The sequence below is a fragment of the Candidatus Polarisedimenticolaceae bacterium genome, assembly GCA_036376135.1.
Lineage (GTDB): Bacteria > Acidobacteriota > Polarisedimenticolia > Polarisedimenticolales > DASRJG01 > DASVAW01.
The window spans coordinates 16,644-38,865 of record DASVAW010000078.1 but is presented as its reverse complement, the minus strand read 5'-3'; the positions used below and the strand labels follow the sequence as shown (position 1 = coordinate 38,865).

Genomic DNA, 22,222 nt, shown 5'->3' with positions numbered 1-22,222 from the left:
GCCCGCAGGCCGAAGCCCCGCGCCGCCGCGGCGAGTGCGGGAGGCAGGGCGACGACGGCGACGAAGACCAGCAGCTTCATCGCGGCGTCCACGCCGACGAGCTTGCCGAGCCCTCCGCCCAGCCAGTGGAAAAGCGGCGGGTAGAGGATCCCGACCGGCGTTCCGAGAAGCCAGCGCGGATCCCATCCCCAGGGGAGCGGCCAGACGTGCTCCGCGTACCAGCGCATCGTCTCGAGGTGGCCGGGGATGTCGCCCTGGAGGAGCGGCGACGAGGCGAACGCCGGGCCGTAACGCACCGCGAGCATCGCGGAGAGAAGCCAGGGGAGCGCCCGCCACCTTCGCATCGGCGCATTCTTGCATCCGGCCGCCGGTCCGCGTAGATACTCCTCCCCCCGATGGACCATCCCCGGCCGACCCTCGAGCGCCTCCTCCCCGCCGTCGCCATCGCGGCGATGGCATGGCTCGCGCTCTTTCCGATCTCCAGCGTCGATGCCTACTACCACCTCGCCATCGGCAAACGGATCCTCGACGCGGGGGAGATCCCCTCGCGCGGCGTCGGCTCGGCGACCTTCGGGGACGCGCCGTGGCACGACAACGAGTGGGGGTTCCAGCTCCTCGCCGCGGCGATCGCGCCGACGGCGCGCGATGCCTCGGGGGTGCTCGAGATCGCCCCCTCCGGGCGCGTCGCGCTCGTCGGAATGCGCGCGCTCGTCCTCGCCGCGACGCTGGCGTTCCTCTCCGCCACCATGGCGCGCATGGGGATCGGCGCCGCGGCGCGGGCGGTCGGGGTCGTTCTCGCCGCGTTCCTGACCTTCGGGAATCTCTTCTGGGACGTGCGCCCGCAGATCTTCACCTACCTCGGGATCGCCGTTCTCCTGTACCTCCTCGAGCGCGACCGCGGCGGGGCGCGCTGGGCGGTTCCGGCGATCCTCGGGTCGATCGCGATCTGGGCGAATCTCCACGCGGCGTTCATCGTGGCGCCATTCCTCGTGGCGGCCGAGGCGATCGGGGCGTTCCTCGAGCGGGACCGACCGCGGGCGCGCAGGCTCGCGCTCACCGTGCTCCTCATGCCGTTGGCGGCCTGCCTCAACCCCCACGGGTGGTTGCAGGTGACCCACCCCTTCCTCTACGTCCTCCGTCCGGAGATCCACGAAGGGAACGCCGAGTGGACCCGGCCGAACTTCCTGCGCCTCCCGCTGTTCTGCGGCGCGCTCCTGCTGGCCGTCGTCGCGACCGTCCGGGGAGGCGAGCGTCGTTTCTCGGAGTGGGGGAGGCTCGCGGCGTCCCTCCTCCTGCTGACCACCGCGATCCGCCACCTGCCGCTCGCCTCGCTGGTCCTGGTGCCCACGCTGCTGGCCGCGCTCGGACGGGCCCGTTGGAGCGGCCCGTCGTTCCTCGGGGGGCTCGCGATCGCGTCGGTCGCGCTCTCGGGGGCGAAGTTCGTCTCCCCGATCCCGAGGTTCGAGGAGCGGATGACTCGTCCGATGCCCGAACGCGCCGTACGTTTCCTCGCCGCCGAGCGGATCGAGGGAAACGGGTTCAACGCCTATCGCTTCGGCGGTTTCCTGATGTTCCGGCAGTACCCGGAGGAGCGCGTGTTCATGGACGGGCGGAACGACCTGTACACGACCTTCCGACGGGACGTGTGGATGCCCATCCACGACGCCGCCCCCGGCTGGAGCGAGCGCCTCGCCGAGGCGACGACGCGTTACGACCTGGGCTGGCTCCTTCTCGACGCCGACGCCCCGCTCGCGCGGGCGATCGGAGGGGAGGCGGGTTGGCTCGCGCCGCTGCCGACCGATCCCGAGATCGTGCTCGTGCTCCGGGACACCGGGGCGAACCGGCAGGCGCTGGCCCGGTGGAGCCCCCGGTGAGACGGCTCCTGGCGATCGTGCTGCTCGCGCTCGGGGCGGGGTGCTCCCGACCGGTTCAGGGGAACGGGCGAAACGTCCTCCTCGTGACCTTGGAGACGACGCGGGCGGACCACGTCAGCGCCTACGGGTACGCCCGGAAGACGACCCCCAACTTCGACGCGTGGGCGTCGACCGGGGCGCTTTTCGAGCGGCACCACACGGTGTCGCCACGCACCAATCCGTCGCTCGCCTCGCTTCTGACCTCCACCTATCCGCACGAGCACGGGACCCGGAACATCCTGATGCCCCTCGAGCCGGAGAGCCGGACCCTCGCGGAGATCCTGAGAGAGGCCGGTTACCGCACGGGGGCGGTGCAGACCCATCCCCGGCTCGTGAAACGCAGCGGCTTCGAGCAGGGGTTCGACGACTACCTCGACGACTTCCGCGCGCACCCCCTCGCCGAGCAGTCGCTCGGGGAGGCCTGGCGCTGGATCGTGGAGGCGTCGCGCGAGGACCGGCCGTGGTTCCTCTGGGTCCACGTCATGGACCCTCACTGGACCTACGATCCCCCCGAACGGTGGCGCTCGGCCTTCGGCCCCGACGATCCCCGGCCGCGGCAGGTCTACGACGATCTCTCCGCGAGAAGGCGGACGATCGGCCCCCTCATCTTCCAGAATCGGATGCCTCCGGACGAGATCTCCGCCTTCGTGAATCTCTACGACGCCGAACTGCGCTACACCGACGATTCCCTGGGGAAGCTCCTCGCGGCCATGGCGGAGAAGGGGCTCGACCGGAAGACGCTCGTCGTCGTGACCGCCGACCACGGGGAGTCGCTCGGGGAGCAGCAGTACTTCTTCGAACACGGCGACCTCGGCACGCAGGCCGAGATCGCGATCCCGTTCGCGGTGGCCCTTCCCGGGTCGATCGCCCCGGGGACGAGGGTTCCCTTCTCGACGCGGAGCCTGGACGTCGCGCCCACCGTCCTCGACTTCGCCGGCCTTCCCGCCGACGGGCGTTTCCGAGGGGTCTCGGTCCGCCCCCTGCTGGAGGGGACCGAGCGGGCGGACCGTCCCTGTCTCGGCGAGACCGACCGGAGCCTGCACGAAGAGGCCGCGTCGCGCCGCGAGCTCGAGGGGATCGCGGGGAAGCGCCGCTGGGTACGCCTGGGCCGATTCAAGCTCGTGCACGTCCCCCGGATGGGCGCGCCCGCCGAACGCCTCCTGTTCGATGTCGAAAGCGATCCGGGAGAAACGACCGACCTCGCGGCGTCCCACCCCGAGGTCGTGTTCGATCTTGCCCGCCGCCTCGATGCGTGGCTCTCGGAGGACACCCAACAGGATCGCGACTACCACATCTCCCCGGAACTGCGGGAGGCGTTGCGCTCACTTGGCTATATCAATTGATGGCTCTCCGCACTGCGGAAGCGTTATCCGCACGGGCTTACAAAACCGGCTAAAAGTGACCTCATAAAGTCAAGTTCGGTCACTTCTTTCCTTTTGCCCTGCAACAAACCCCACCGTATAAAGCACGCACCTTGACGCGGATCTGTCGAGGCCGTTTCCGGAGTGAGGCCTGGGGCGGTCGTCGCAGGACGGGGATAGGGGGGAAGCCAGCTTGACATTTTGTTTCGCTGGGATGGGTTCACGACCTTCTTAAAGGAGCCAGTTCATGAAGAAGCTGTTCTATCTTGGCCTTTGCGCCCTTCTGACCACGGGCGTCGGCTGCGCCCTTTCGAACTACGAGCTGATCACGGACAACGACCAGGTGTCCAATGGTCAGGGTTCGGGCGTGGTCAACACGAACGGCAAGGCCCTCGTCCGGCAGTCCTCGCAGGTCGCCCTCGGGTGGCCCGATGGCACCGACAACGCCGTGTGGTTCGTGGATCAGGCCGCCAACGGCGACCGCACGCTCTCCACGTACAACAACTTCAGCACGGGCAGCGACCCGATCTTCCCGGACGATCTCTATTGCTCGCCCGAGCGTCAGGGCTGCGCGATCGTCACGTCCTCCGACCCCGAGGTCGGCGACGTCGACATCTATGACTACAGCTACAACCCGAACTGCGCCGGCGCGCGCTCGGTCTACTACCTGACCAGCACGACCCGGTACTACGGGGAGTGCGGCCGCGCCCTCGCGCTGACCGATCGCCTCTCGCTCCTGAACCAGGGCCGTCTCGTGTCGAAGAACGGCGTTGCGGGCCTGCAGTGGGCCGCGACCCCGATGAACACGACCGTCACCCTCAACAACAAGGCTGGCGTGCAGCAGCTGCTCCCGATGGCCGGCTCGTTCTCGATCACGATGATCCCGAACGGTCAGCGCCAGACGATCATCGACCTCAACAACCCGATGAACAAGGTGCTGTTCAACTCGGCCGCCGACTTCATGTCGAACTACGGCAGCTCGGTCAACGAGGTCTCGTTCGTGTACAACGGCATCGAGATCAAGCGCTCGTTCGGCCGCACCGAGGACTCGAACTCGCTGCGCAACCTTTCGAACCGCAAGTTCTAGTTCCGGTCCGATTGGCTTCCCTCGAAGGGGCGGGTCGCAAGACCCGCCCTTTCTTTTTGTCCGCCGGGGCGTTGACGCCTCACCTTGCCGGGCGTAGCGTTCCGCCCATCCCGGGGGTGACCATGCGAATCCGGACGGCGCCGGCGCTGACCGCGGCCCTCCTGCTCGGCTGCGGCTGCGCGATCACCGACTACGAGCTCATCGTCGACAACGACCAGGTCCGGAACGGGCAGGGGAGCGGCGTCGTCAACACGAATGGCAAGGCCGCGATCCAGCGGAAGTCCCTGTTCATCGCGAAATGGCCCGACGGCGGCGACGCGTTCTATTGGCACGTGGACCAGGCGGCCAACGGAGATCGCACGTTGTCCACCTACAGCGCGTTCACCACGTCGGACGAGTTCGCGTTCTGGCAGGGACTCTACTGCAGCCCCGAGCGCCAGGGGTGCGCGATCGTGACCGCGGCGGACCCCGAGGTCCCGGAAGACGACCCCTACGACTACCGCTTCAATCCCGGCTGCGAAGGGGCCCGGTCGCTGTACTACCTGAGCGCCACGACCCGTTACTACGGCGAGTGTGGTCGCGCGTTGCCGTTGACCGATCGCCTCTCCCTGCTGAACCAGGGGCGTCTGGTCCGAGAGCGGGGAGTGGCGGGACTGCAATGGACGGCGACGCCGCTGAACGCGAGCTTGACCCTCGACAACCTCGCGGGGGCCACCGAGATCGTGCCGCTCGCGGGGTCGGTCCGGCTGACGATGCTCGGGAACGGCCGGCGGACGACGATCGCGGATCTGTCGAACCCGCTCCTTCGCGTCCCGTTCCATGACACGGCGGACTTCCTCGACGCCGTCGGCGGCCGGGTGAACGAGGTGACCTTCACGTTCAACGGGATCGAGGTCCGGAAGCGGTTCGCCCGCACCGAGGAACCGAACTCCCTTCGAGATCTCGCGAACCGCTCCTACTGACCCCCGAGCGCCGTTCGCCGCCCTCGGCGTTGACACCCGCCCCTCGCGTTCGCATGCTGTGGGCGTGATGCGGCGCCTGCTTCTCGCCGGGATCCTCGGGGGGCTGCTGGCCGCCTCCGCCGAGGCCCGGGCTCCCCGCCTCCTGACCCACGCCGAGTGGGAGCGCGTCGTGCGCCAGGCGGGAATCGATCCCGCCTCGATCCCCGACCCGATCGAGCCGACGCGTGCGATCCGCGAGGCGGCGTTGCGCCTGGGCTACGGGACGAGCCACCTGGCGCAGTTGGCCTCGATGCAGGCGGCGATGTTCGACGGAGGCGACTACGTCTTCGACTACGACACGGATCTCTCCCTGACCGCCGCGGAGGCGTTCGAGGCGGGACGGGGGAACTGCGTCTCCTTCACGAACCTCTTCATCGCGCTGGGCCGGAGCCGCGGGATCCCCGTTCGGCTGGCCGTCGTGGAGCGGGAGGCCCGCGCGGAGCGTGAGGGGGACCTCGTCCTCGTCAACACGCACGTCGTCGCGGCGTACGCCCATTCCGGCAAGCTGACCGTGTACGACTTCTACCGGCTCCGTCGCGACGAGGTACGGGGGATCCGACTCCTGGACGACATCTGGGTGACCGGGATCTACCTCAACAACCTCGCGGTCCGCAGGCTGAGAACGGGGGACCTCGAAGGAGCGAACGCCGTGCTCGATCAGGCCCTGAGGCTGGTTCCGGATTTCGTCGGCGCCCTCGGGAACCTGGGCGTCGTCCGGCGCCGCCGGGGCGATCTGGAGGGGGCGTTCGACGCCTATCGACGGGCTCTCGAGATCTCCCCCCGCGACGCCACCGTGTTGGGGAACCTGGCCGCGCTCTACCGGGGGCTCGGGCGGCCGCGCGAGGCGGCGGCGGCGCTCCGCAGCGCGGACCTTCGCGCCGCGACCCCCTGGGCGCTGCTCGTCCGCGGGGACCTCGAGGCCGCGGACGGACACGTGGAGGCCGCGTTGTCCTGGTACCGCAAGGCGCGCAGGCTCGCGCCGGACCTCGCCGAAGTGTGGACGGCGATCGCCCAGGCGGAGGCGACGCGAGGCCGGTCGAAGGCGGCCCTCAAGGCGGCGAACCGCGCGCTGGAGCTCGAGCCGGAGAACGAGGCCGCGGCGAAGGTCCGCGAGGGACTGACGGCGCGGCCCCGGCCCTGAGCGAGGCGGTCAGTCGAGCTTCCCGAGCAACCCTTCCTTGAGCTCCGGATTGGGCGGCGTGCCGAACCAGATGCTCCAAAGCGCCTTCGCGAAATCCGCGCCCGGGATCGTGACCAGGTCCTTCCCCTTGAGGGAGAGCGTGACCCCCTTCTCGGGGATCTCCGTGAGCACCATCTCGTCGCCCTCCGCCACATCGGCCATGACGGCGTAGACCCGGTCGAAGCGCTCTTTCACCGCGTCGGCCTCGGCGCCCTTCACGTTGCGGGCGATCCCTTCCTGCCAGTTCTTCACGAGGTCCCCGGAGCCGACGCCGCGGACGAAGTGCATGCGAAGCTGCTTGGGACCGGGGCCGAGGAGGACCGCCGGATCGGAGGATTTCTTCTCGACGTACAGCCCGGCGACGTAGACGTCGATCTTCAGGAAGGTCGCCTCGCGCAATCCGAGGCCGTTCAGGAGCAGCGTCTTCCCGTCCACCTGCACCGTATCGGGGAGCGTGACGCCCGCTTTCGAGGCGGCGAAAGCGGGAGCCGTGGCGGCGAGGAGCAGGACGAGCGCAGCAGCCGACTTCTTCAGCATGGAACCTCCTTGGGGCTTCCGCGGAGCGGCGATCCTACCACTAGGGCACGTACGAGGGGGGTGTCGGGGGCTTCGGGTCCCCGGAGGGGCGTTTCGCCAGCGCCTCGAGGAGAATCTCCACCCCCTTCTCCAGGCTCGGGTCGCCGCCGGCGATCCGTCGCTCGGGGAGATCGACGACTTCGACGTCCGGTTGGACCCCTTCGTTCTCGATCACCCAGTTCCCCTCGCGGTCGTAGATCCGGAAGGTGGGGACCTGGACCGCGCCCCCGTCCACGAGGGAGGGGTTCCCGGACAGGCCGATGAGACCACCCCACGTCCGGGTGCCGACGAGCGGGCCGAGGCCGTGGAGCCGGAAGAAGTAGGGGAGGGCGTCTCCCCCCGACGAGGAGTAGCCGTTGACGAGCATCACCTTCGGGCCGTCGTGGGCGAACCCCGGGGTGCGCATGCTGTCGATCCCCTGGCGAGCCCAATAGGCCAGCGTGCGGCGGCTGAAGTACTCGATCATGCGATCGGGGATGAACCCGCCGCCGTTGTACCGGTCGTCCACGAGGAGCGCGGGTTTGCCGACCTGCGAGTAGAACAGCTTCTGCAGCATCCGGTTCCCCGAGACCGCCGTGTCCGGAAGGTGCAGGTAGCCGACCCTGCCCCCGGAGAGTCGGTCGGCGAGGGCCATCCGCGAGCGCACCCAGTCGAGGTAGCGCAGGTTCCCTTCGCTCGCGATCGTGCGCACCTGGACCACACGGGAGCCGGTGCCGTCCGCGCGGTCGCCCACGCGAAGCGCGACCTGCGCGTTCGCCTTGCTCTCGAGGAGGCGGTACGGGTTCTCGGAGGTCGTGAGGTCGACCCCGTCGATCGCGAGCAGGAACATCCCCTCGCGGACGTCGAGCCCGGGTTCGGTGAGCGGCGATCGCCACGCCTCGTCCCAGTTCTCGCCGGCGTAGATCTTCGCCATGCGATAACGCCCGGAAGGATCCGGCTCGAGCTCGCACCCGAGCATCCCTCCGGCGACGCGCGGCACGCGGGGTTCGTCCCCCGAGGCGACGTACGTGTGCCCGGCCTCCAGCTCGCCGAGCATCTCCCCGAGAAGGAAATCGAGATCCGCGCGGTGGGCGACGAAGGGCACGAGCGCCCCGTACCGCCGCTTCATCGCGGGCCAGTCGACCCCGTGCATCTTCTCGTCGTAGAACCAGTCGCGCGTGATCCGCCACGCGTCGTCGAACATCTGCGCCCACTCGAGCTTCGGGTCGATCTTCACCCTCAGCCCCGCGAGATCGAGCTTCCCGTCCCCTTCCTTCGCCCCCGCCTTGGCGTCGACGAGGAACAGGCCGCCCTTCGCGCGGTAGAGGAGCTTCTTCCCGTCCGCGGACAGGGCGTACCCGTTGCAGGGCTGGGTGACTTTCTCCTCCTTGCGCTCCTTGAGGTCGTACCGCCAGAGGGCGCGCTCGCCGTCGGGACCGCCGGTTCCCCGGAGGTACCAGAGCGCTCCTTCGGACGCCCGGAGCGCGGCGTAATCCCCGGCCGCGAGCCCCGGAACGCCCACCGTGCGCGAGACGATCCCCTCGGGGTCGACGCGCACCGCGATCGCGGGCGAAGCCTCGTCCTTCTTCTTCGATTCGGCCGGCTTCCCGCTCTCCTCGTCGCTTCGGAGCGGGAACGGAGACGGTCCGGACGCCGCGAGCGCCGCGCCCAGCACCTCGGTCGCGTTGCGGTAGACGTAGTTGAACTCGAAGGCGCTGAAGGCGAGCTCGTAGTTGCGGTTGCTCAGGAACCAGAGGTGGCTCCCGTCGGGGGAGAACGCGGGGGAGAAGTCCGCGGTCAACCCGTCGCCGAGCACCCAGGAACGATTCGCCTCGAGCGACCACACCGCGATCGCGGGAAGCCGGCTGGGATGGCCGGTTTCGTAGGCGATCCACTTCGAGTCGGGGGACCAGACGTACGTGTCGAGATCCCCCTGCGTGCCGCGATCGACCTCGGTCGTCTTCCCGGTGTCGATGTCGAGCACGCGCAGGCGGCGCTTGCGGTCCCCCCACGCCAGCTTCTTCGAGTCGGGGGACCACGACGGGGCGAAACGCCAGACGTCGCCGTCGCGGGTGAGCCGACGCGGCGTCCCGGTGCCGTCCTGCGCACGAAGCCAGATCTCGTATTCCCCGGTGGCGTCGGAGAGGTAGGCGATCCACTTCCCGTCGGGGGACCACGCGGGGGAGTGCTCGCGCACCCCCTGCGTCTGCGTGAGATTCCGGGCGGCGCCGTCCTTCGCCGGGACGGTGAAGATCTCGCCGCGGGCCTCGAGGACGACGCGGGCGCCGCTCGGGGAGGGCTCGGCGCCGCCGAGTTGCCCCTGGACGTCCTTGAAGGCGGGGACGGTGGCCGCGGCGTCGGTGCCGAGGGTGATCGGGATCTTCGCGGTCTCGCCGGAGGCGAGGTCGGTCTTCCAGAGGAACCCGCCGTTCATGAAGACGATCGCGCCGGGTCCGAGGCTCGGCCACAACACGTCGTATTCGTCGAAGCGCGTGACCTTGCGCGTCGTCCGGGACGCGACGTCATAGGCGTACAGGTTCAGCGTGCGTTCGCGGTCGGAGGTGAAGTAGATCGAGTCCCCGGCCCACATCGGGAAGTTGTCGGTCCCCTTCCAATCGGTGACCCGCTCGGAGCGCGCCCCCTTCAGGTCGTAGATCCAGACGTCCTGCGCGCGCCCGCCCATCGTGCGTTTCCACGTGCGGAACTCCCGGTCGACGGGGGTGTAGGCGAGCTTCGTCCCGTCGGGGGACAGCGACGCCGACCCCCCTTCGGGGAGGGGAAGTGGAGTCTCGAGTCCTCCCTCGGGATCGACGAGGAAGTAACGCCCCATGCGCTCCCCCCACGGGGTTCGGTTCATGCGCACGAGGATCTTCCCGCCGGAGGTCCAGCCGAGGATCCAGTTGTCCCATCCGCCGCGAGGGGGCATCGGCCCGACGTCGTTGTAGTAGGTGAGCTGCCGGGGCGCGCCGCCCCACGCCGGCATCACGTAGACCTGCCGCGTCCCGGTGTATTCCGCGCTGAAGGCGACCCATCGGCCGTCGGGGGAGATCTTCGGGAACAGCTCCGTCCCCTGGTGGCTGGTCAGGCGCCACGCGGGGCCGCCCGTGGACGGCGCGCGCCAGAGGTCCCCCGCGTACACGAAGACGACGAAGTCGTCGTGGATGTCGGGGAATCGCAGCAGGCGGGCCTCCGGAGGGGCGGAGGTCGACGCCGCGGCGAGCAACAAGGAGGCGAGTGCGAGCATCGTGGGACTCCGTGGATCAGGGAACGGCCGCGGCGGCCGTCCCGAGAAGGTACTTGAGGTCCTCGTCGCTCCAGCGGATGCCGGCCCCGACGAAGGCGGACTGGCGCTCGGACCAGACGGGATCGTCCCAGCCGCCGTACGTGTAGAGATTCGGGTGGAAGAACCAGCGCGCCTCGAGGCGCAGGTGAGGCGCCTTCTCGTCCCGGTCGAACTCGTACGCCTCGAAGGTCAGGCCGAGGCGGTTCTTCAGGAACGACTGGTCGACCCCGACGCCGCCGGAGGACTCGAAGAGGCCGGCGCGCAGGCGCGTGTTCCCGAGCCGGTACCCCGCCTGCACGTTCCACGTCCAGTTGTCGGTGGTCTTGACGGTGAACTTCGAGACCGTCGTCTCGGTGCCGTCGGGAAGGGTCGTCGTGATGTCCTCGCGCGTCTCGCGCCGCTTGCCTTGGGGGGCGTCCGCGATTCCCGCGCGGAAGAACCGGCGGTCGTTCGTGTAGAGATCGCCCCCCACGGTGAAGCGCGTGTCGTCGACGCGGGGGAGCGATTCGGCGCGCATGTTGACGTCGAGCTTCCAGCGCTCGGCGCGACCGATCGTGTTCTTGAGGGACTCGACCCCGGACTCCACCGACGCGAGGGTCGAGTTGAGCTGCTGGACGGTCGCCTCGTCGTTCACGAGCTTGCCGACGGAGCCCTCGCCGCGGGCGATCTTCCCGGTGATGGTGTTCAGGTTGTCCGCGGTCGTCTTGAGCTTGTCCGACAGCTCGCGGATGTTCGCGGTCGAGCCCTTGAGGTCGTCGCGGTTCTCGGCGACGACGGCCTCGACGTCCGAGGCGACGCGATTCAGCTGCTCGGCGAGCTTCGGGAGCTCGACGCGCAGGGTCTCGGAGAAGTCGCGGAAGTTCGCCATCGTGGCGTCGACGTTCCCCCGGTTGGCCGCGACGAGGTCCCGGATGCTCGCGGTCAGGTCCCGGATGTTCTCGAGGATCTCGTCGAGCCGTCGCTCGCCCTCCGGGCCGCCGATCGCCCCGCGCAGCGAGGAGGTGACCCCCTTGATGTCCACGCCGATGTCGGAGGCCTGGCGGATCACGTCGTCGAAGCCGGCGGGGGGCGCGCCGACGATGAGCGCGTCGCGCGGAAGCGCCGGTGCGTCGGGCGGGCCGGGGTCGAGCTCCACGTAGAGCTCTCCGAGAAGGCCGATGCTCTTGAGCGACGCCCGCGCCCCCTCGTGAAGTACGACGCCGGGGTCCAGGGCGAGGGTGACGGTCGCCCGACCCTGCTCGAGCGCGATGGTCTCGGCGAGGCCCACCCGCACCCCGGCGATCCGCACCGCGGTTTTCGGCTCGAGGCCGGCGACCGACGGGAAGGTGGCCCGCACCCGGAACCGGTCGCCCGCGCGGCCGATCGAGATCTTCTCGATGTTCAGGATGAAGATCGCGACCGCGACGAGCGCGGCGAGCATCAGGGCACCGAGCTTGGCCGTGCTGTTCATGCGGCTTCTCCTTCGTCGTCGTACGGCTCCCCGGCGAGGAAGCTCCGGATGAACGGGTCCGCGCTGGCCTCGATCCGCCCGGGCGGGCCGTCGGCGAGGATCCGGCCGTTCCGGAGGACCGCGATCCGGTCGGCGATGCGGAACGCGGCGCGCACGTCGTGGGTGATCGTGACGAGGGTCACTTCCATCTCGCGGCGCATCCCGCCGATGACGCGGTCGATCACGGCGGCGGTGATCGGATCGAGCCCGCTGTGCGGCTCGTCGAAGAGGAGCACCTCGGGCCGGAGCGCGATCGCGCGGGCGAAGCCGACGCGGCGCCGCATCCCCCCCGAGAGCTCGCCGGTCGCCTTGGTCCCGGCGCCGTCGAGCTGGACGGTCGCGAGACATTCGCACACGCGCGCCGCAACCTGTTGCGGCGTCATCGAGGCGTGCCGCCGCAGCGGGAAGGCGATGTTGTCGAAGACGTTCATCGAGTCGAAGAGGGCCCCTTCCTGGAACGCCATCCCGCAACGTCGCCGGAACCGAAGCCAATCCGTCTTGGGCGCGTGGGTCAGGTCCGTCCCGTCGACGAGGACGCTCCCGCGGTCGGGCGCCATGAGTCCGATGAGGTGCTTGAGCAGGACGCTCTTGCCGGTGCCGCTCGCGCCGAGAAGGACGAGCGACTCGCCCGGAGCGACCGCGAGGTCGACCCCGCGAAGGACCTGCTTGGACCCGAAGGCCTTCCAGAGACTCCGCACCTCGATCTTCGGCACGTCCATCAGAACAGCATCTTCGTGAGGAAGAAGTCGGAGAGCAGGATCGTCAGCGACGCCAGGACGACCGCGGCGGTCGTCGAGCGCCCCACCCCTTCGGCGCCGCCGGTCGTGTGGTACCCCTTGGAGCACCCGACGACCCCCAGGATCAAGCCGAAGACGCCCGCCTTCACCATCCCCGAGACGAGATCCTCGCCGTCGAGGTACTGGAACGTGCGCTCCCAGTACACGACCGGGTTCGCCCCGAGAAGGCCCACCGCGACGAGCCACCCGCCGGCGACCCCGATCGCGTTCGCGATCCCCACGAGCGGGGGCAACATCAGGGTCGAGGCCGCCACGCGGGGGACGACGAGGTAGTGCATCGGCTCGGTCGCCATCGCCTCGAGCGCATCGATCTGCTCGGTGACGCGCATGCTCCCCAGCTCCGCCGCCATCGCCGAGCCGACGCGCCCCGCGATCATCAGGGCGGTGAGCACCGGCGCGAGCTCGCGCACGAGGGACAGCGCCACGATCGTCCCGGTGAACGCGGTCGCGTTGAAGCGCGCGAAGCCGTTGTAGGTCTGGAGGGCGAGCACCATCCCGGTGAACAGCGCGGTCAGCGCCACGACGGGGATCGAGTCCACCCCCACGCGGACCATCTGTCGCGCCCACTCGGCGCCGTCGAACGGCCGGCGCGGCGCCCAGCGCAGCGCCGATCCCAAGACCCAGAAGAACCGCCCGGTTTCCTCGAAGACGCGAAGCCACAGCGCTCCGAACCACTCGAGCAACCGTCGCAAGGGACCCCTCCGGGATTCGACGCGGAAGCGCCGGTGAGTCTACCATCCGGAACGTGGACGCAGGAATTCGCTGGATCGACACGCAGGAAGGGCTCGAATCGCTGGTTTCCGAGATCGCGGGCTCGTCGTTCGCGCTCGACACCGAGGCCGATTCCTTCCACCACTACCACGAGAAGGTCTGCCTCGTGCAGATCACCGCGGGATGCGGGGACGTGCTCGTCGACCCGCTCGCCGGGATCGACCTCGAGCCGCTGCGGCGGCCGCTCGAGGACGCGTCGATCCGCAAGATCCTCCACGGCGCCGACTACGACGTCCGCATCCTCCACCGCGACTTCCGCTTCGCGCCCCGCGGGATCTTCGACACGATGATCGCCGCCCGCCTGACCGGGGAGACCGCCTTCGGCCTCGCGCCCCTGCTCGAGGCCCATCTGAACGTCCGTCTCGACAAGGCCCACCAGCGCGCCGACTGGTCGATCCGCCCGCTCCCCGTCGCGATGGCCGACTACGCCGTCGCCGATACGCGTCACCTCCACGCGCTCGCCGCGATCCTCGAGGCCCGCCTCGAGGCGCTCGGCCGCCTCGACTGGGCGAAGGAGGAGTTCGAGCGGATCGAGGTTGTGCGCTGGAAGAACGGCGAGGAGCCGTCCCCCGACGCGTGGAGGAGAACCAAGGGAGCGACCTCCCTCGACCGCCGCGCGCTGGCGGTGCTGCGGGAGCTCTGGCGCTGGCGCGACGCGACCGCGCGCGCCAAGGACCGTCCCCCGTTCAAGGTCCTCCGCGACGAGGCCCTCGTCGCGGTCGCCCGCAAGCGGCCGGCGAACCGTTCGGAGCTCGAGAAGGTCGAGGGGATCTTCCCCGGGTTCGTCCGGTCGTCGGGAGCACCCGCGCTCCTGGATGCCGTCGCCCGGGGGGTCGCCGTCCCGGAGGACGAACTCCCACCCCCCTTCGAGGACCGCCGGATTCGCCCCGACCCCGAGTTCGAGCGGCGCGTGGCCGTCCTGAAGTCGAAAAGGGACGCCGTGGCGCTCGAATTGGGGCTCGAGCCGGGGGTGATCGGAGGCCGCGCGCTTCTGGAGGCGATCCAGCGCCGGATCGACGCGGGGGAGGACCCCGCCGCCACCCCCGACCTTCGCGCCTGGCAATGGAACCTGATCGGCCCCGAGGCCTGAGCCCCGCACGAATCGTCCGAACCCCCCGCTCGCGCGTACCATGAGACGCATGATCCTCGTCGCATCGCTCGCGTTGGCCGTCGCGGCCGCACCCGCTCCCCCGGCGGAAGTCGCCCCCGTCTCCCCCCCGAGCCCCCCTTCCGCCCAGGCAGCCCCGGCGCCCCCGAGCCCGGCGGACGTGTGGCTGGGGCTGCTCTTCGGGGACGCGGTGGACGGCGGAGTGCAGGTCGTCGCGGTCGTCCCGGGGGGCCCGGCCGCCGCGGGCGGCCTCAAGGACGGCGACCTCCTCGTCGCCCTCGGGAGCGTGGACACCCCCAACCGTCGCGCCCTCGAGGAGGCGATCCGCGCATTGAAACCCGGCAGCACGATCCAGGCGACCGTCATCCGCCAGGGGCGCACGGAGAAGCGGCCGCTTCGAATCCAGGCCCGTCGCACCGAGCCCTTCCCGTTCGCACGCTGGTACGCCGGCGACGCCGTCCCGCGCGGCCTCGCGGTCGCGGGGATGGAGACGGAGTCGATCCCGAAGGAGCTTCGCGCGTTCTACGGCGCCCCTGAGGATGCCGGCGTCCTCGTGACGGCCGTCGAGCTCGAGGGGGAAGCCGCGACGGCGGGGGTCAAGGTCGGCGACGTCGTCGTCCGCGCTTCCGGACGGACCGTCCGGATCCCGCTCGATGCGGTGCGCGTCTTCCTCCAGACGCGGGTGCCCAAGGTCGTCCTCGACGTCGTCCGCGACCGCAAGCCGCTCAGGATCGAGGTCCCCACCGGGCACGAGCTCCCGCAAGGGGTGCGACAGGAAGAGATCGAGCGCCTCAACGCGGAGCGTGCGCGGCTCCAGGACGAGCTGCGCCGCATCGAGATCGAGATGGAGCAGCTGAGGCGGGAGGAGCGGTAGGGCGGACCTAGCGTGTCACCCGTCGGGCGAACGTGCCGAGGTCCGCGGCCACTTCGGCCCCGGTCGCCTCGAGCACTTCCGCCGCCACCGCTCCCGTCGCCACCAGCACGACCGCCACCCCGGCCCGCCGCGCGCTCTCGACGTCGAGCGGCATGTCGCCGACGTAGATCGCCTCCGGCGCCTCGACGCCCATCGCGGACAGGCAGCGCCCGATCATCGCGGGATCCGGCTTCGTCGCTCCCGCCGTGTCGGGGCCTTCGACGGTGGTGAGGTACGGCCCGAACCCGAGGTGGTCGAGGATGCCGCGGCTGAAGGTCGAGAGCTTGTTGCTCGCGACCGACATCCGGATGCCGGCTTCGTGGAGACGCCGCACCGTCTCGAGGGCGCCGGGAAGGGGTTTCGTGTGACCGAGGTAGGTGCGCGCGTGGTCCTCGCGATAGAGGACGACGGCGCGATCGGCGAGATCGGGGCCGACGAGGTCGCCGAGGAGAAGGTGCAGTCCGCGACCGACGTGTTTCGTGATCTCCGCCTTCGGGAGGGGGGGAAGGCTCAGGCCGGCTCGCGCGGCGTTGACCGAGCGGGCGATCGCCTCGAACGAATCGACGAGCGTGCCGTCGAGGTCGAAGACGATGCCGCGAACCTTCACCAGCCCCTTTCACGCGGGAGCACCGCCGCGTGGCGCTTCAGGTTGAAGCGCCCCTGATCGCAGTTGGAGCAGCTCGGACAGGTCTGGAACTTCGTCCGGAACGCGCAGTCGAACGAGGGGTACCAGACCGCGAATCGCAAGCAGAAGAAGTCGTCCGTCATGGGGGCCTCCGGAACCGAGCCGGAAGTGTACGCCGAGCTTGCGGGTGCGGCGATAATGCCCGCATGGAACGTTACCGAGTCGGCATCGTGGGGGCGACGGGGCTCGTGGGCCAGCGCCTCGTCCAGCGCCTGGAAGGGCATCCCTGGTTCGACCTCGTCGCGGTTGCGGCGAGCGAGCGGTCCGCCGGCAAGACCTACGCCGAAGCGACGACCTGGCGTCTGCCGACGCCCATGCCCTCCGCGGTCGCCGGGCTTCGCGTCGGGAGATGCGTCCCCGGCGACCTCGACGGGTGCGACGTCGTCCTCTCCGGGCTCGACGCCGCGACGGCGAAGGAGGTCGAGCCGGCTCTCGCCGCCCACGGGATCGCGGTCCTGAGCAACGCGTCGGCGTTTCGCATGACCCCCGACGTCCCGTTGCTCGTCCCCGAGGTCAACGCCGCGCACGCGTCGCTCGTCGATGCCCAGCGCAGGCGAACCGGCTGGCCCGGCTTCCTCGCGACCAACCCCAACTGCTCGGCGACGGGGCTCGTGCTGGCGCTGGCGCCGCTCCATCGGGAGTTCGGCGTGAAGCGCGTGATCGTCTCGACGATGCAGGCGCTCTCCGGGGCCGGCCTTGACGGTCCGCGCGGGCTCGACGTCGTCGACAACGTCGTGCCCTACATCGGCGGGGAGGAGGAGAAGCTCGAATCCGAGATCGGGAAGATGCTCGGGGCGCCGATTCTCGTCTCCGCGCATTGCCACCGCGTGGCGACGATCGACGGGCACCTCGAGGCGGTGTCGGTCGAGCTGGAGCGCGACGCGACGCCCGAGCAGGCGGTCGCGGCGTTCGCCTCGTTCCGCGGGGACGTCGCCGATCGCGGACTGCCGTCGTCCCCCGAACGGCCGATCGTCGTGCGCTCCGAAGTGGACCGGCCCCAGCCGCGCCTCGATCGCGACACCGGCGGCGGGATGAGCGCCGTCGTCGGTCGCGTGCGCCGCTGCCCGGTCTTCTCGCTGCGCTTCGAGGTGTTGTCCCACAACACCGTGCGCGGGGCGGCGGGGGCGACGCTCATGAACGCCGAGCTGTTCGCCTCCCTCGGAAAGGTGCCGAGGCGGAGCGGCCGGTGATCGTCCTCAAGTTCGGCGGCACCTCCGTCGCGGATGCGGAACGCATCCTCGGGGTCGCCGCGATCGTGAAGGCGCGCGCCGGGTCGCGGCCGCTCGTCGTCGTCTCCGCGCTCGCGGGGGTGACCGACCTGCTCGCGCGGGCGGTCGCGTGCGCGAAGGCGGGGGACCGCGAGGGGATCGAGCCGCTCCTCTCCGACCTCGCCCGGCGGCACCGCTGGGCGATCTCGGGGGCGGTGGAGCCCGCGGGCGCGCGTCACGACCTGACCCTCCAGGTGGACGGGATGCTCGAGGATCTGCGCCAGCTCCTGCGCTCGGTGCGGCTTCTGGGCGAGGGGACGCCGAGGGCGTCGGACACGCTCCTGGCGTTCGGGGAGCTGATGTCCTCCCGGATCGTCGCGGCGGCGTTCCGGGCGTCGGGGCTCCCCTCGCGATGGGTCGATCCCCGCGAGTTCGTCGTCACCGACGACCGCCACGGTGCGGCGACCGCCGACGTCGAGGCCACCGGAGAGCGGGCGAGACCGCTCGTGACGGAGGCGCTCGACGCGGGCGAGATCCCCGTCGTCGGCGGGTTCGTCGGCGCGACGCGCGAGGGGCACACGACGACCCTCGGGCGCGGGGGCTCCGACACCTCCGCAGCGGTCCTGGGTGCCGCCCTTCTCGCTTCGGAGATCCAGATCTGGACCGACGTCGACGGGATCCTCAGCGCCGATCCGCGCGTCTGTCCCGAGGCCCGGGTGTGCGCGCGCGTGGCGTTCGCGGAGGCGGCGGAGCTGGCGTTCTACGGGGCGAAGGTCCTGCACCCCGCGGCGATCGCGCCTGCGGTGGCGCGCGGGATCCCGGTGCGGGTGCTGAACTCGCTGCGGCCGCAGGGGGCGGGGACCGTCGTCGTCGCCGAGCCCGGGGAAGGGGCGCCCCCGCTCGTCGCGGTCGCCAGCCGCGGCGGGGCGACGCTGGTTCGGCTCCGGTCGCGGCGGATGCGCATCGACGCGGGGTTCCTGCCCCAGGCGCTCGCGGCGCTCGAGGCCGAAGGGGTCGTTCCCGACCTCGTGGTCTCGTCCGAGGTCGGCGTGGCGGCCGCGGTGGCCGGGCGGCTCGACGCGAAGCGTCTCGCGACGCGCGCGGGGGACGGGGTCGAGGTGGAGATCCACCCGGAGCAGGGGATCGTCTGCATCGTCGGCTCGGGGCTCGCCACAGACGGTCGGATCCGGGGCCGCGTGCTCGCCGCGCTCGCCGAGCACGATCCGGCGCTCGTCTCGCTCGGCGGCTCGGGGACGAGCGTCTCGGCCCTCGTCGCCGAAACGCGGCTCGCCGACGTCGTGCGCTCGCTGCACCGGACCTTCTTCGAGGGGGGCGGGGGATGAAGGTCGCCATCGTCGGTCACGGCAAGATGGGGGTCGAGATCGCGAAGGCGGCGCAGGCGCGGGGGCACCTCGTCGTCGCCACGCTCGATCGCGGCGACGCGCTCGAAGGGGCGCGCGGCGCCGAAGTGGCCTTCGAGTTCACCGAGCCTTCCGCCGCCGGGTCGAACGTGACGTCCCTGCTTCGCGCGGGGCAACACGTGGTCTGCGGCACGACCGGTTGGGATCCGGCAGGGGCGGGGATCGACGCGATCGCGCGCGAGGCGGGGAGGGCGGCGGTCGTGGCGCCGAACTTCTCGATCGGCGTGAACCTGTTCTTCGAGATCGTCGCCGAGGCGGCGCGGAGGCTCTCCGGGACGGGGCTGTACGACCCGTGGCTGTTCGAGACCCACCACCGCCAGAAACTCGACGCACCCAGCGGCACGGCGAAGAAGCTCGCCGGCGTCGTCGACGCCTTCGGCGGACGCCGGACCTCGGTCGCGGCGGCACGCGCGGGGTTCGAGCCGGGACACCACGAGGTGGGCTTCGACGGCGAACACGACGCGATCGTCCTGACGCACCGGGCGCGCGGGCGCGCGGGGTTCGCGGCCGGGGCGGTCCTGGCGGCGGAATGGGCTCGGGGCAAGTCCGGGTTGCACGGATTCGAGGAGGTCCTTGCGGATCTGGTGAAGGGAGGCGGGCGATGAAGCTCAGAGGAGCGATGACCGCGATCGTGACCCCGTTCCGCGAGGACGGGTCGGTGGACGTGGAGACCCTTCGCGCGCTCGTGCGGTGGCAGATCGAGTCGGGGATCCACGGCCTCGTCCCTTGCGGCACGACCGGCGAGGGGGCGACGCTGGAACCGGACGAACACGCGCTCGTGATCCGCACGGTGGTCGAGGAGACCGGCCGCCGCGTCCCCGTGATCGCGGGGTGCGGGACCAACGACACGCGGACCACGATCGCCGGGGCGAAGCGCGCGGTCGGGGCGGGGGCGGACGCCCTTCTCGTCGTGAGCCCGTATTACAACAAGCCGAACGCTTCCGGGATGCTCGCCCACTACCGCGCGGTTGCGGAGGCCGCGGGCATTCCGATCGTCCCCTACAACGTTCCGGGGCGGACGGGGCAGAACCTCCCGCCCGACCTCATCTTCGGAATCGCCGAGATCCCGGGCGTCGTCGCGGTCAAGGAGGCCGCCGCGAACCTCGAGCAGGTGGCCGACCTCGTGGCGGGGCGGCGGGAGGGGTTCGCAATCCTCTCCGGGGACGACTCGCTCGTCGTGCCGTCGCTCGCGCTGGGGATCGACGGCGTGATCTCCGTCGTGTCCAACGAGGCCCCCGCCGAGATGGCGGCGCTCGCCGAGGCGGGGCTTCGCGGCGACTTCACGCAGGCGCGGGCCCTTCACTACCGCCTGCTCGACCTGATGCGCGCGAACTTCGTCGAGTCGAATCCCGTGCCGGTGAAGGCGGCGATGGCCCTCCTGGGTCGCTGCTCGGATCGGGTGCGCGCGCCGCTGGGGCCGCCGACCGAGAAGACGCGGCAGACGCTGTCCGCCGCCCTGGCCAAGGCGGGACTGCGTTGACGCTCGCCGAGCTCGAAGCGACGATCGAGCGGCTCGCGGCTTCCCCGTCGCCGTCGCGCGAGGAGGCGCTCCCGGCGGTGCGCGCGCTGCTCGACGCGCTGGAGGCGGGACGGGTGCGTGCCGCGCAGCCTTCGGGGAGCGGCTGGACGGTGAACGCCTGGGTGAAGCGCGGCATCCTGCTCGCCTTCCGCATCGGGACCAACGTTCCGGTCGACGGAGGGGCCGCGTTCCACTTCCGCGACCGCGACACCTTTCCGACGTGGGATCCGGCGCTCTCCGGGCGGAACGTGAGGGTCGTGCCCGGCGGAACGACCGTCCGTCGCGGCGCCTTCCTCGCGGAAGGGGTCGTCGTGATGCCTCCCGCGTACGTGAACGTCGGCGCCTTCGTCGGCGAGGGCACGATGGTGGACAGCCACGCCCTCGTCGGCTCGTGCGCCCAGGTCGGCTCGCGCGTCCACCTCTCCGCGGCGGCGCAGGTCGGCGGCGTCCTGGAACCGGTGGGCGCGATCCCCGTGGTGCTCGAGGACGGGGTCTTCGTGGGCGGAGGCTGCGGGGTCTACGAGGGAACCCGCGTGGGCGCGGGAGCGGTGCTCGCCGCGGGCGTGGTCCTCGCGCGGTCGGTTCCCGTCTACGACCTCGTCCGGGAGGAGATCCACCGCGCGACCGAGACGGAGCCGCTGACGATCCCCGCCGGGGCCGTCGTCGTCCCCGGCGCGCGTTCGCTCTCCGGAGCCTTCGCCGCGCGGCACGGCCTGTCGCTCCAGACCCCGGTGATCGTCAAGTACCGCGACGAGGGGACCGACGCGGCCTCGGCCCTCGAGCAGGCGCTGCGATGATCCTCCGCGCCGGACGTCGGATGGAGGGGATCGATCGCACCCTGATCCGGCGGATCTTCGACGCGGCACCGAAGGGGGCGATCAACCTCGGACTCGGCCAGCCCGACCTTCCGACGCCGCCGCGGATCTGCGAAGCCGGAATCGAGGGGATCCGCAAGGGGAGAACCGCCTACACCTCGACGGCGGGGGATCCGGCGCTCCGCGCGGCGATCGCGGCGCGGTACGCGCCGTTCGCCTCCGCGGCGGAGAACGTCGTCGTCACGATCGGCTCGCAGGAGGCGATGTTCGCCGTCCTCATGACGCTGTGCGACCCCGGGGACGAGGTCCTCCATCCCGATCCGGGATACCCGGCGTATCCGGTGGTCGCGCGACTGCTCGGCGCCTCCGGCGTCGCGTTCCCCCTGCGGGCGGAGCGCGGCTTCCGGGTCGATCCCGACGACGTCCTGTCCCGCATCACGCCGCGGACGCGCGCGGTGATCCTGTGCTCCCCGTCCAACCCGACCGGCGCGATCGACCGCGCCGAGGACCTGGCGCGACTCGCGGAGGGGCTCCGTGCGCGAGGCGTGGCGTGGATCTCGGACGAGATCTACGCGGGGTTCGCCTACGACGGCCCGGCGCCGTCGATCCGCGCCTTCTCCCCCGACGGCGGCGTCGTGATCTCGGGGCTGTCCAAGGACCTGAGCATGACCGGCTGGCGCGTGGGGTGGGCCTGCGGGGCGGACGCGTTCATCGCCCGCGTGATCGCGGCGCACCAGTACATGGTGACGTGCGCGTCGAGCGTGTCGCAGGCGGCGGCGCTCGCGGCGTTCTCGGGAGCACACCAGGCGGAGCGGAGCGCCTATCTCGAGGTCTTCCGTCGTCGCCGCGCGTTGATGGCGGAGGAGCTGTCCAGGATCGAGGGACTCCGCTTCGCGATGCCCGACGGCGCGTTCTACTTCTTCGTCGACGTCTCGGCATTCGGGGACGCGACGCCGATCGCGATGCGCCTGCTCGAATCCCGCAAGGTCGTCACGATCCCGGGAGAGGCGTTCGGCTCGAACGCCCGCGGCTGGCTGCGGATCTCCTACGCCGCCTCCGACGCGGACATCGTGACGGGCGTCCGCGCGCTGGGCGAAATGCTCCGCGGCTGAACCT

21 protein-coding genes are annotated in these 22,222 nt (G+C 70.8%); 13 read left to right on the top strand and 8 right to left on the bottom strand.

Translation table 11 applies throughout. From position 1 onward, the window contains the following. On the bottom strand, positions 1 to 344 hold a 344-nt coding region (locus VF139_07495), incomplete at its 3' end, for a hypothetical protein (protein HEX6851238.1). Positions 345 to 395: 51 nt separating this feature from the next. On the opposite strand from VF139_07495, the gene VF139_07490 reads away from it, so the two are divergent. The 5 genes from VF139_07490 to VF139_07470 all read left to right on the top strand — a co-directional run bounded on the left by VF139_07490 (position 396) and on the right by VF139_07470 (position 6,503). Then, positions 396 to 1,874 carry a hypothetical protein gene (locus VF139_07490; GenBank protein ID HEX6851237.1) on the top strand — a complete coding sequence of 493 codons (1,479 nt, stop codon included), beginning with the start codon at positions 396 to 398 and terminating at the stop codon, positions 1,872 to 1,874. Continuing rightward, on the top strand, positions 1,871 to 3,256 hold the full coding sequence (locus VF139_07485; GenBank protein ID HEX6851236.1) for a sulfatase: 1,386 nt from the start codon (positions 1,871 to 1,873) through the stop codon (positions 3,254 to 3,256). Before VF139_07490 ends, VF139_07485 begins: the two co-directional genes overlap by 4 nt. A gap of 265 nt (positions 3,257 to 3,521) precedes the next feature. Next, positions 3,522 to 4,361 (top strand): hypothetical protein, encoded by an 840-nt coding sequence (locus tag VF139_07480; protein HEX6851235.1) that lies wholly within the window; start codon positions 3,522 to 3,524, stop codon positions 4,359 to 4,361. A gap of 122 nt (positions 4,362 to 4,483) precedes the next feature. Continuing rightward, positions 4,484 to 5,323 (top strand): hypothetical protein, encoded by an 840-nt coding sequence (locus tag VF139_07475; protein HEX6851234.1) that lies wholly within the window; start codon positions 4,484 to 4,486, stop codon positions 5,321 to 5,323. Between the two features lie 67 nt (positions 5,324 to 5,390). After that, a complete protein-coding gene (locus VF139_07470) occupies positions 5,391 to 6,503 on the top strand; it encodes a tetratricopeptide repeat protein (GenBank protein HEX6851233.1) in 1,113 nt (370 codons plus the stop codon). 9 nt (positions 6,504 to 6,512) lie between these two features. On the opposite strand, the gene VF139_07465 is transcribed toward VF139_07470, so the two are convergent. From VF139_07465 to VF139_07445, 5 genes are read right to left on the bottom strand one after another with little or no spacing between them, the layout of a single operon-like run. Then, positions 6,513 to 7,079 carry a chalcone isomerase family protein gene (locus VF139_07465; GenBank protein HEX6851232.1) on the bottom strand — a complete coding sequence of 189 codons (567 nt, stop codon included), beginning with the start codon at positions 7,077 to 7,079 and terminating at the stop codon, positions 6,513 to 6,515. Between the two features lie 40 nt (positions 7,080 to 7,119). After that, on the bottom strand, positions 7,120 to 10,341 hold the full coding sequence (locus tag VF139_07460) for a PDZ domain-containing protein (protein ID HEX6851231.1): 3,222 nt from the start codon (positions 10,339 to 10,341) through the stop codon (positions 7,120 to 7,122). A gap of 16 nt (positions 10,342 to 10,357) precedes the next feature. Then, positions 10,358 to 11,830 carry an MlaD family protein gene (locus VF139_07455; GenBank protein ID HEX6851230.1) on the bottom strand — a complete coding sequence of 491 codons (1,473 nt, stop codon included), beginning with the start codon at positions 11,828 to 11,830 and terminating at the stop codon, positions 10,358 to 10,360. Next, entirely contained in the window at positions 11,827 to 12,588 is a 762-nt protein-coding gene (locus VF139_07450) for an ATP-binding cassette domain-containing protein (protein HEX6851229.1), read from the bottom strand. The genes VF139_07455 and VF139_07450 overlap by 4 nt, the downstream gene beginning before the upstream one ends. Continuing rightward, positions 12,588 to 13,358, bottom strand: coding sequence for an ABC transporter permease (locus VF139_07445; GenBank protein ID HEX6851228.1), 771 nt, complete (start codon positions 13,356 to 13,358; stop codon positions 12,588 to 12,590). Before VF139_07445 ends, VF139_07450 begins: the two co-directional genes overlap by 1 nt. A 53-nt stretch (positions 13,359 to 13,411) precedes the next feature. Here VF139_07445 and VF139_07440 point away from each other — a divergent pair, with 53 nt between their 5' ends. Together VF139_07440 and VF139_07435 are read left to right on the top strand one after the other, a co-directional pair. Further along, positions 13,412 to 14,527 carry a ribonuclease D gene (locus VF139_07440; GenBank protein ID HEX6851227.1) on the top strand — a complete coding sequence of 372 codons (1,116 nt, stop codon included), beginning with the start codon at positions 13,412 to 13,414 and terminating at the stop codon, positions 14,525 to 14,527. A 49-nt stretch (positions 14,528 to 14,576) separates the two neighbouring features. Then, the gene (locus VF139_07435) at positions 14,577 to 15,419 is read left to right on the top strand and encodes a PDZ domain-containing protein (GenBank protein HEX6851226.1); all 843 of its coding nucleotides are present in this window, start codon (positions 14,577 to 14,579) and stop codon (positions 15,417 to 15,419) included. Positions 15,420 to 15,426: 7 nt separating this feature from the next. Here VF139_07435 and VF139_07430 read toward each other — a convergent pair whose 3' ends face one another. Together VF139_07430 and VF139_07425 are read right to left on the bottom strand one after the other, a co-directional pair. After that, positions 15,427 to 16,065: an HAD family hydrolase gene (locus tag VF139_07430; protein ID HEX6851225.1), complete on the bottom strand. Its 639-nt coding sequence runs from the start codon at positions 16,063 to 16,065 to the stop codon at positions 15,427 to 15,429. Continuing rightward, positions 16,062 to 16,226, bottom strand: coding sequence for a hypothetical protein (locus tag VF139_07425; protein ID HEX6851224.1), 165 nt, complete (start codon positions 16,224 to 16,226; stop codon positions 16,062 to 16,064). Before VF139_07425 ends, VF139_07430 begins: the two co-directional genes overlap by 4 nt. Before the next feature lie 63 nt (positions 16,227 to 16,289). Between VF139_07425 and asd the strand changes: the two genes are divergently transcribed. From asd to VF139_07395, 6 genes are read left to right on the top strand one after another with little or no spacing between them, the layout of a single operon-like run. After that, on the top strand, positions 16,290 to 17,333 hold the full coding sequence (asd, locus tag VF139_07420; protein ID HEX6851223.1) for an aspartate-semialdehyde dehydrogenase: 1,044 nt from the start codon (positions 16,290 to 16,292) through the stop codon (positions 17,331 to 17,333). Next, positions 17,330 to 18,694: an aspartate kinase gene (locus VF139_07415; protein HEX6851222.1), complete on the top strand. Its 1,365-nt coding sequence runs from the start codon at positions 17,330 to 17,332 to the stop codon at positions 18,692 to 18,694. The genes asd and VF139_07415 overlap by 4 nt, the downstream gene beginning before the upstream one ends. Then, positions 18,691 to 19,377: a dihydrodipicolinate reductase C-terminal domain-containing protein gene (locus tag VF139_07410; protein HEX6851221.1), complete on the top strand. Its 687-nt coding sequence runs from the start codon at positions 18,691 to 18,693 to the stop codon at positions 19,375 to 19,377. The genes VF139_07415 and VF139_07410 overlap by 4 nt, the downstream gene beginning before the upstream one ends. Next, positions 19,374 to 20,252 (top strand): 4-hydroxy-tetrahydrodipicolinate synthase, encoded by an 879-nt coding sequence (dapA, locus tag VF139_07405; protein ID HEX6851220.1) that lies wholly within the window; start codon positions 19,374 to 19,376, stop codon positions 20,250 to 20,252. The genes VF139_07410 and dapA overlap by 4 nt, the downstream gene beginning before the upstream one ends. Beyond that, positions 20,249 to 21,088: a 2,3,4,5-tetrahydropyridine-2,6-dicarboxylate N-succinyltransferase gene (locus VF139_07400; protein ID HEX6851219.1), complete on the top strand. Its 840-nt coding sequence runs from the start codon at positions 20,249 to 20,251 to the stop codon at positions 21,086 to 21,088. The genes dapA and VF139_07400 overlap by 4 nt, the downstream gene beginning before the upstream one ends. Then, on the top strand, positions 21,085 to 22,218 hold the full coding sequence (locus tag VF139_07395) for an aminotransferase class I/II-fold pyridoxal phosphate-dependent enzyme (protein ID HEX6851218.1): 1,134 nt from the start codon (positions 21,085 to 21,087) through the stop codon (positions 22,216 to 22,218). The genes VF139_07400 and VF139_07395 overlap by 4 nt, the downstream gene beginning before the upstream one ends. Positions 22,219 to 22,222 lie beyond the last annotated feature (4 nt).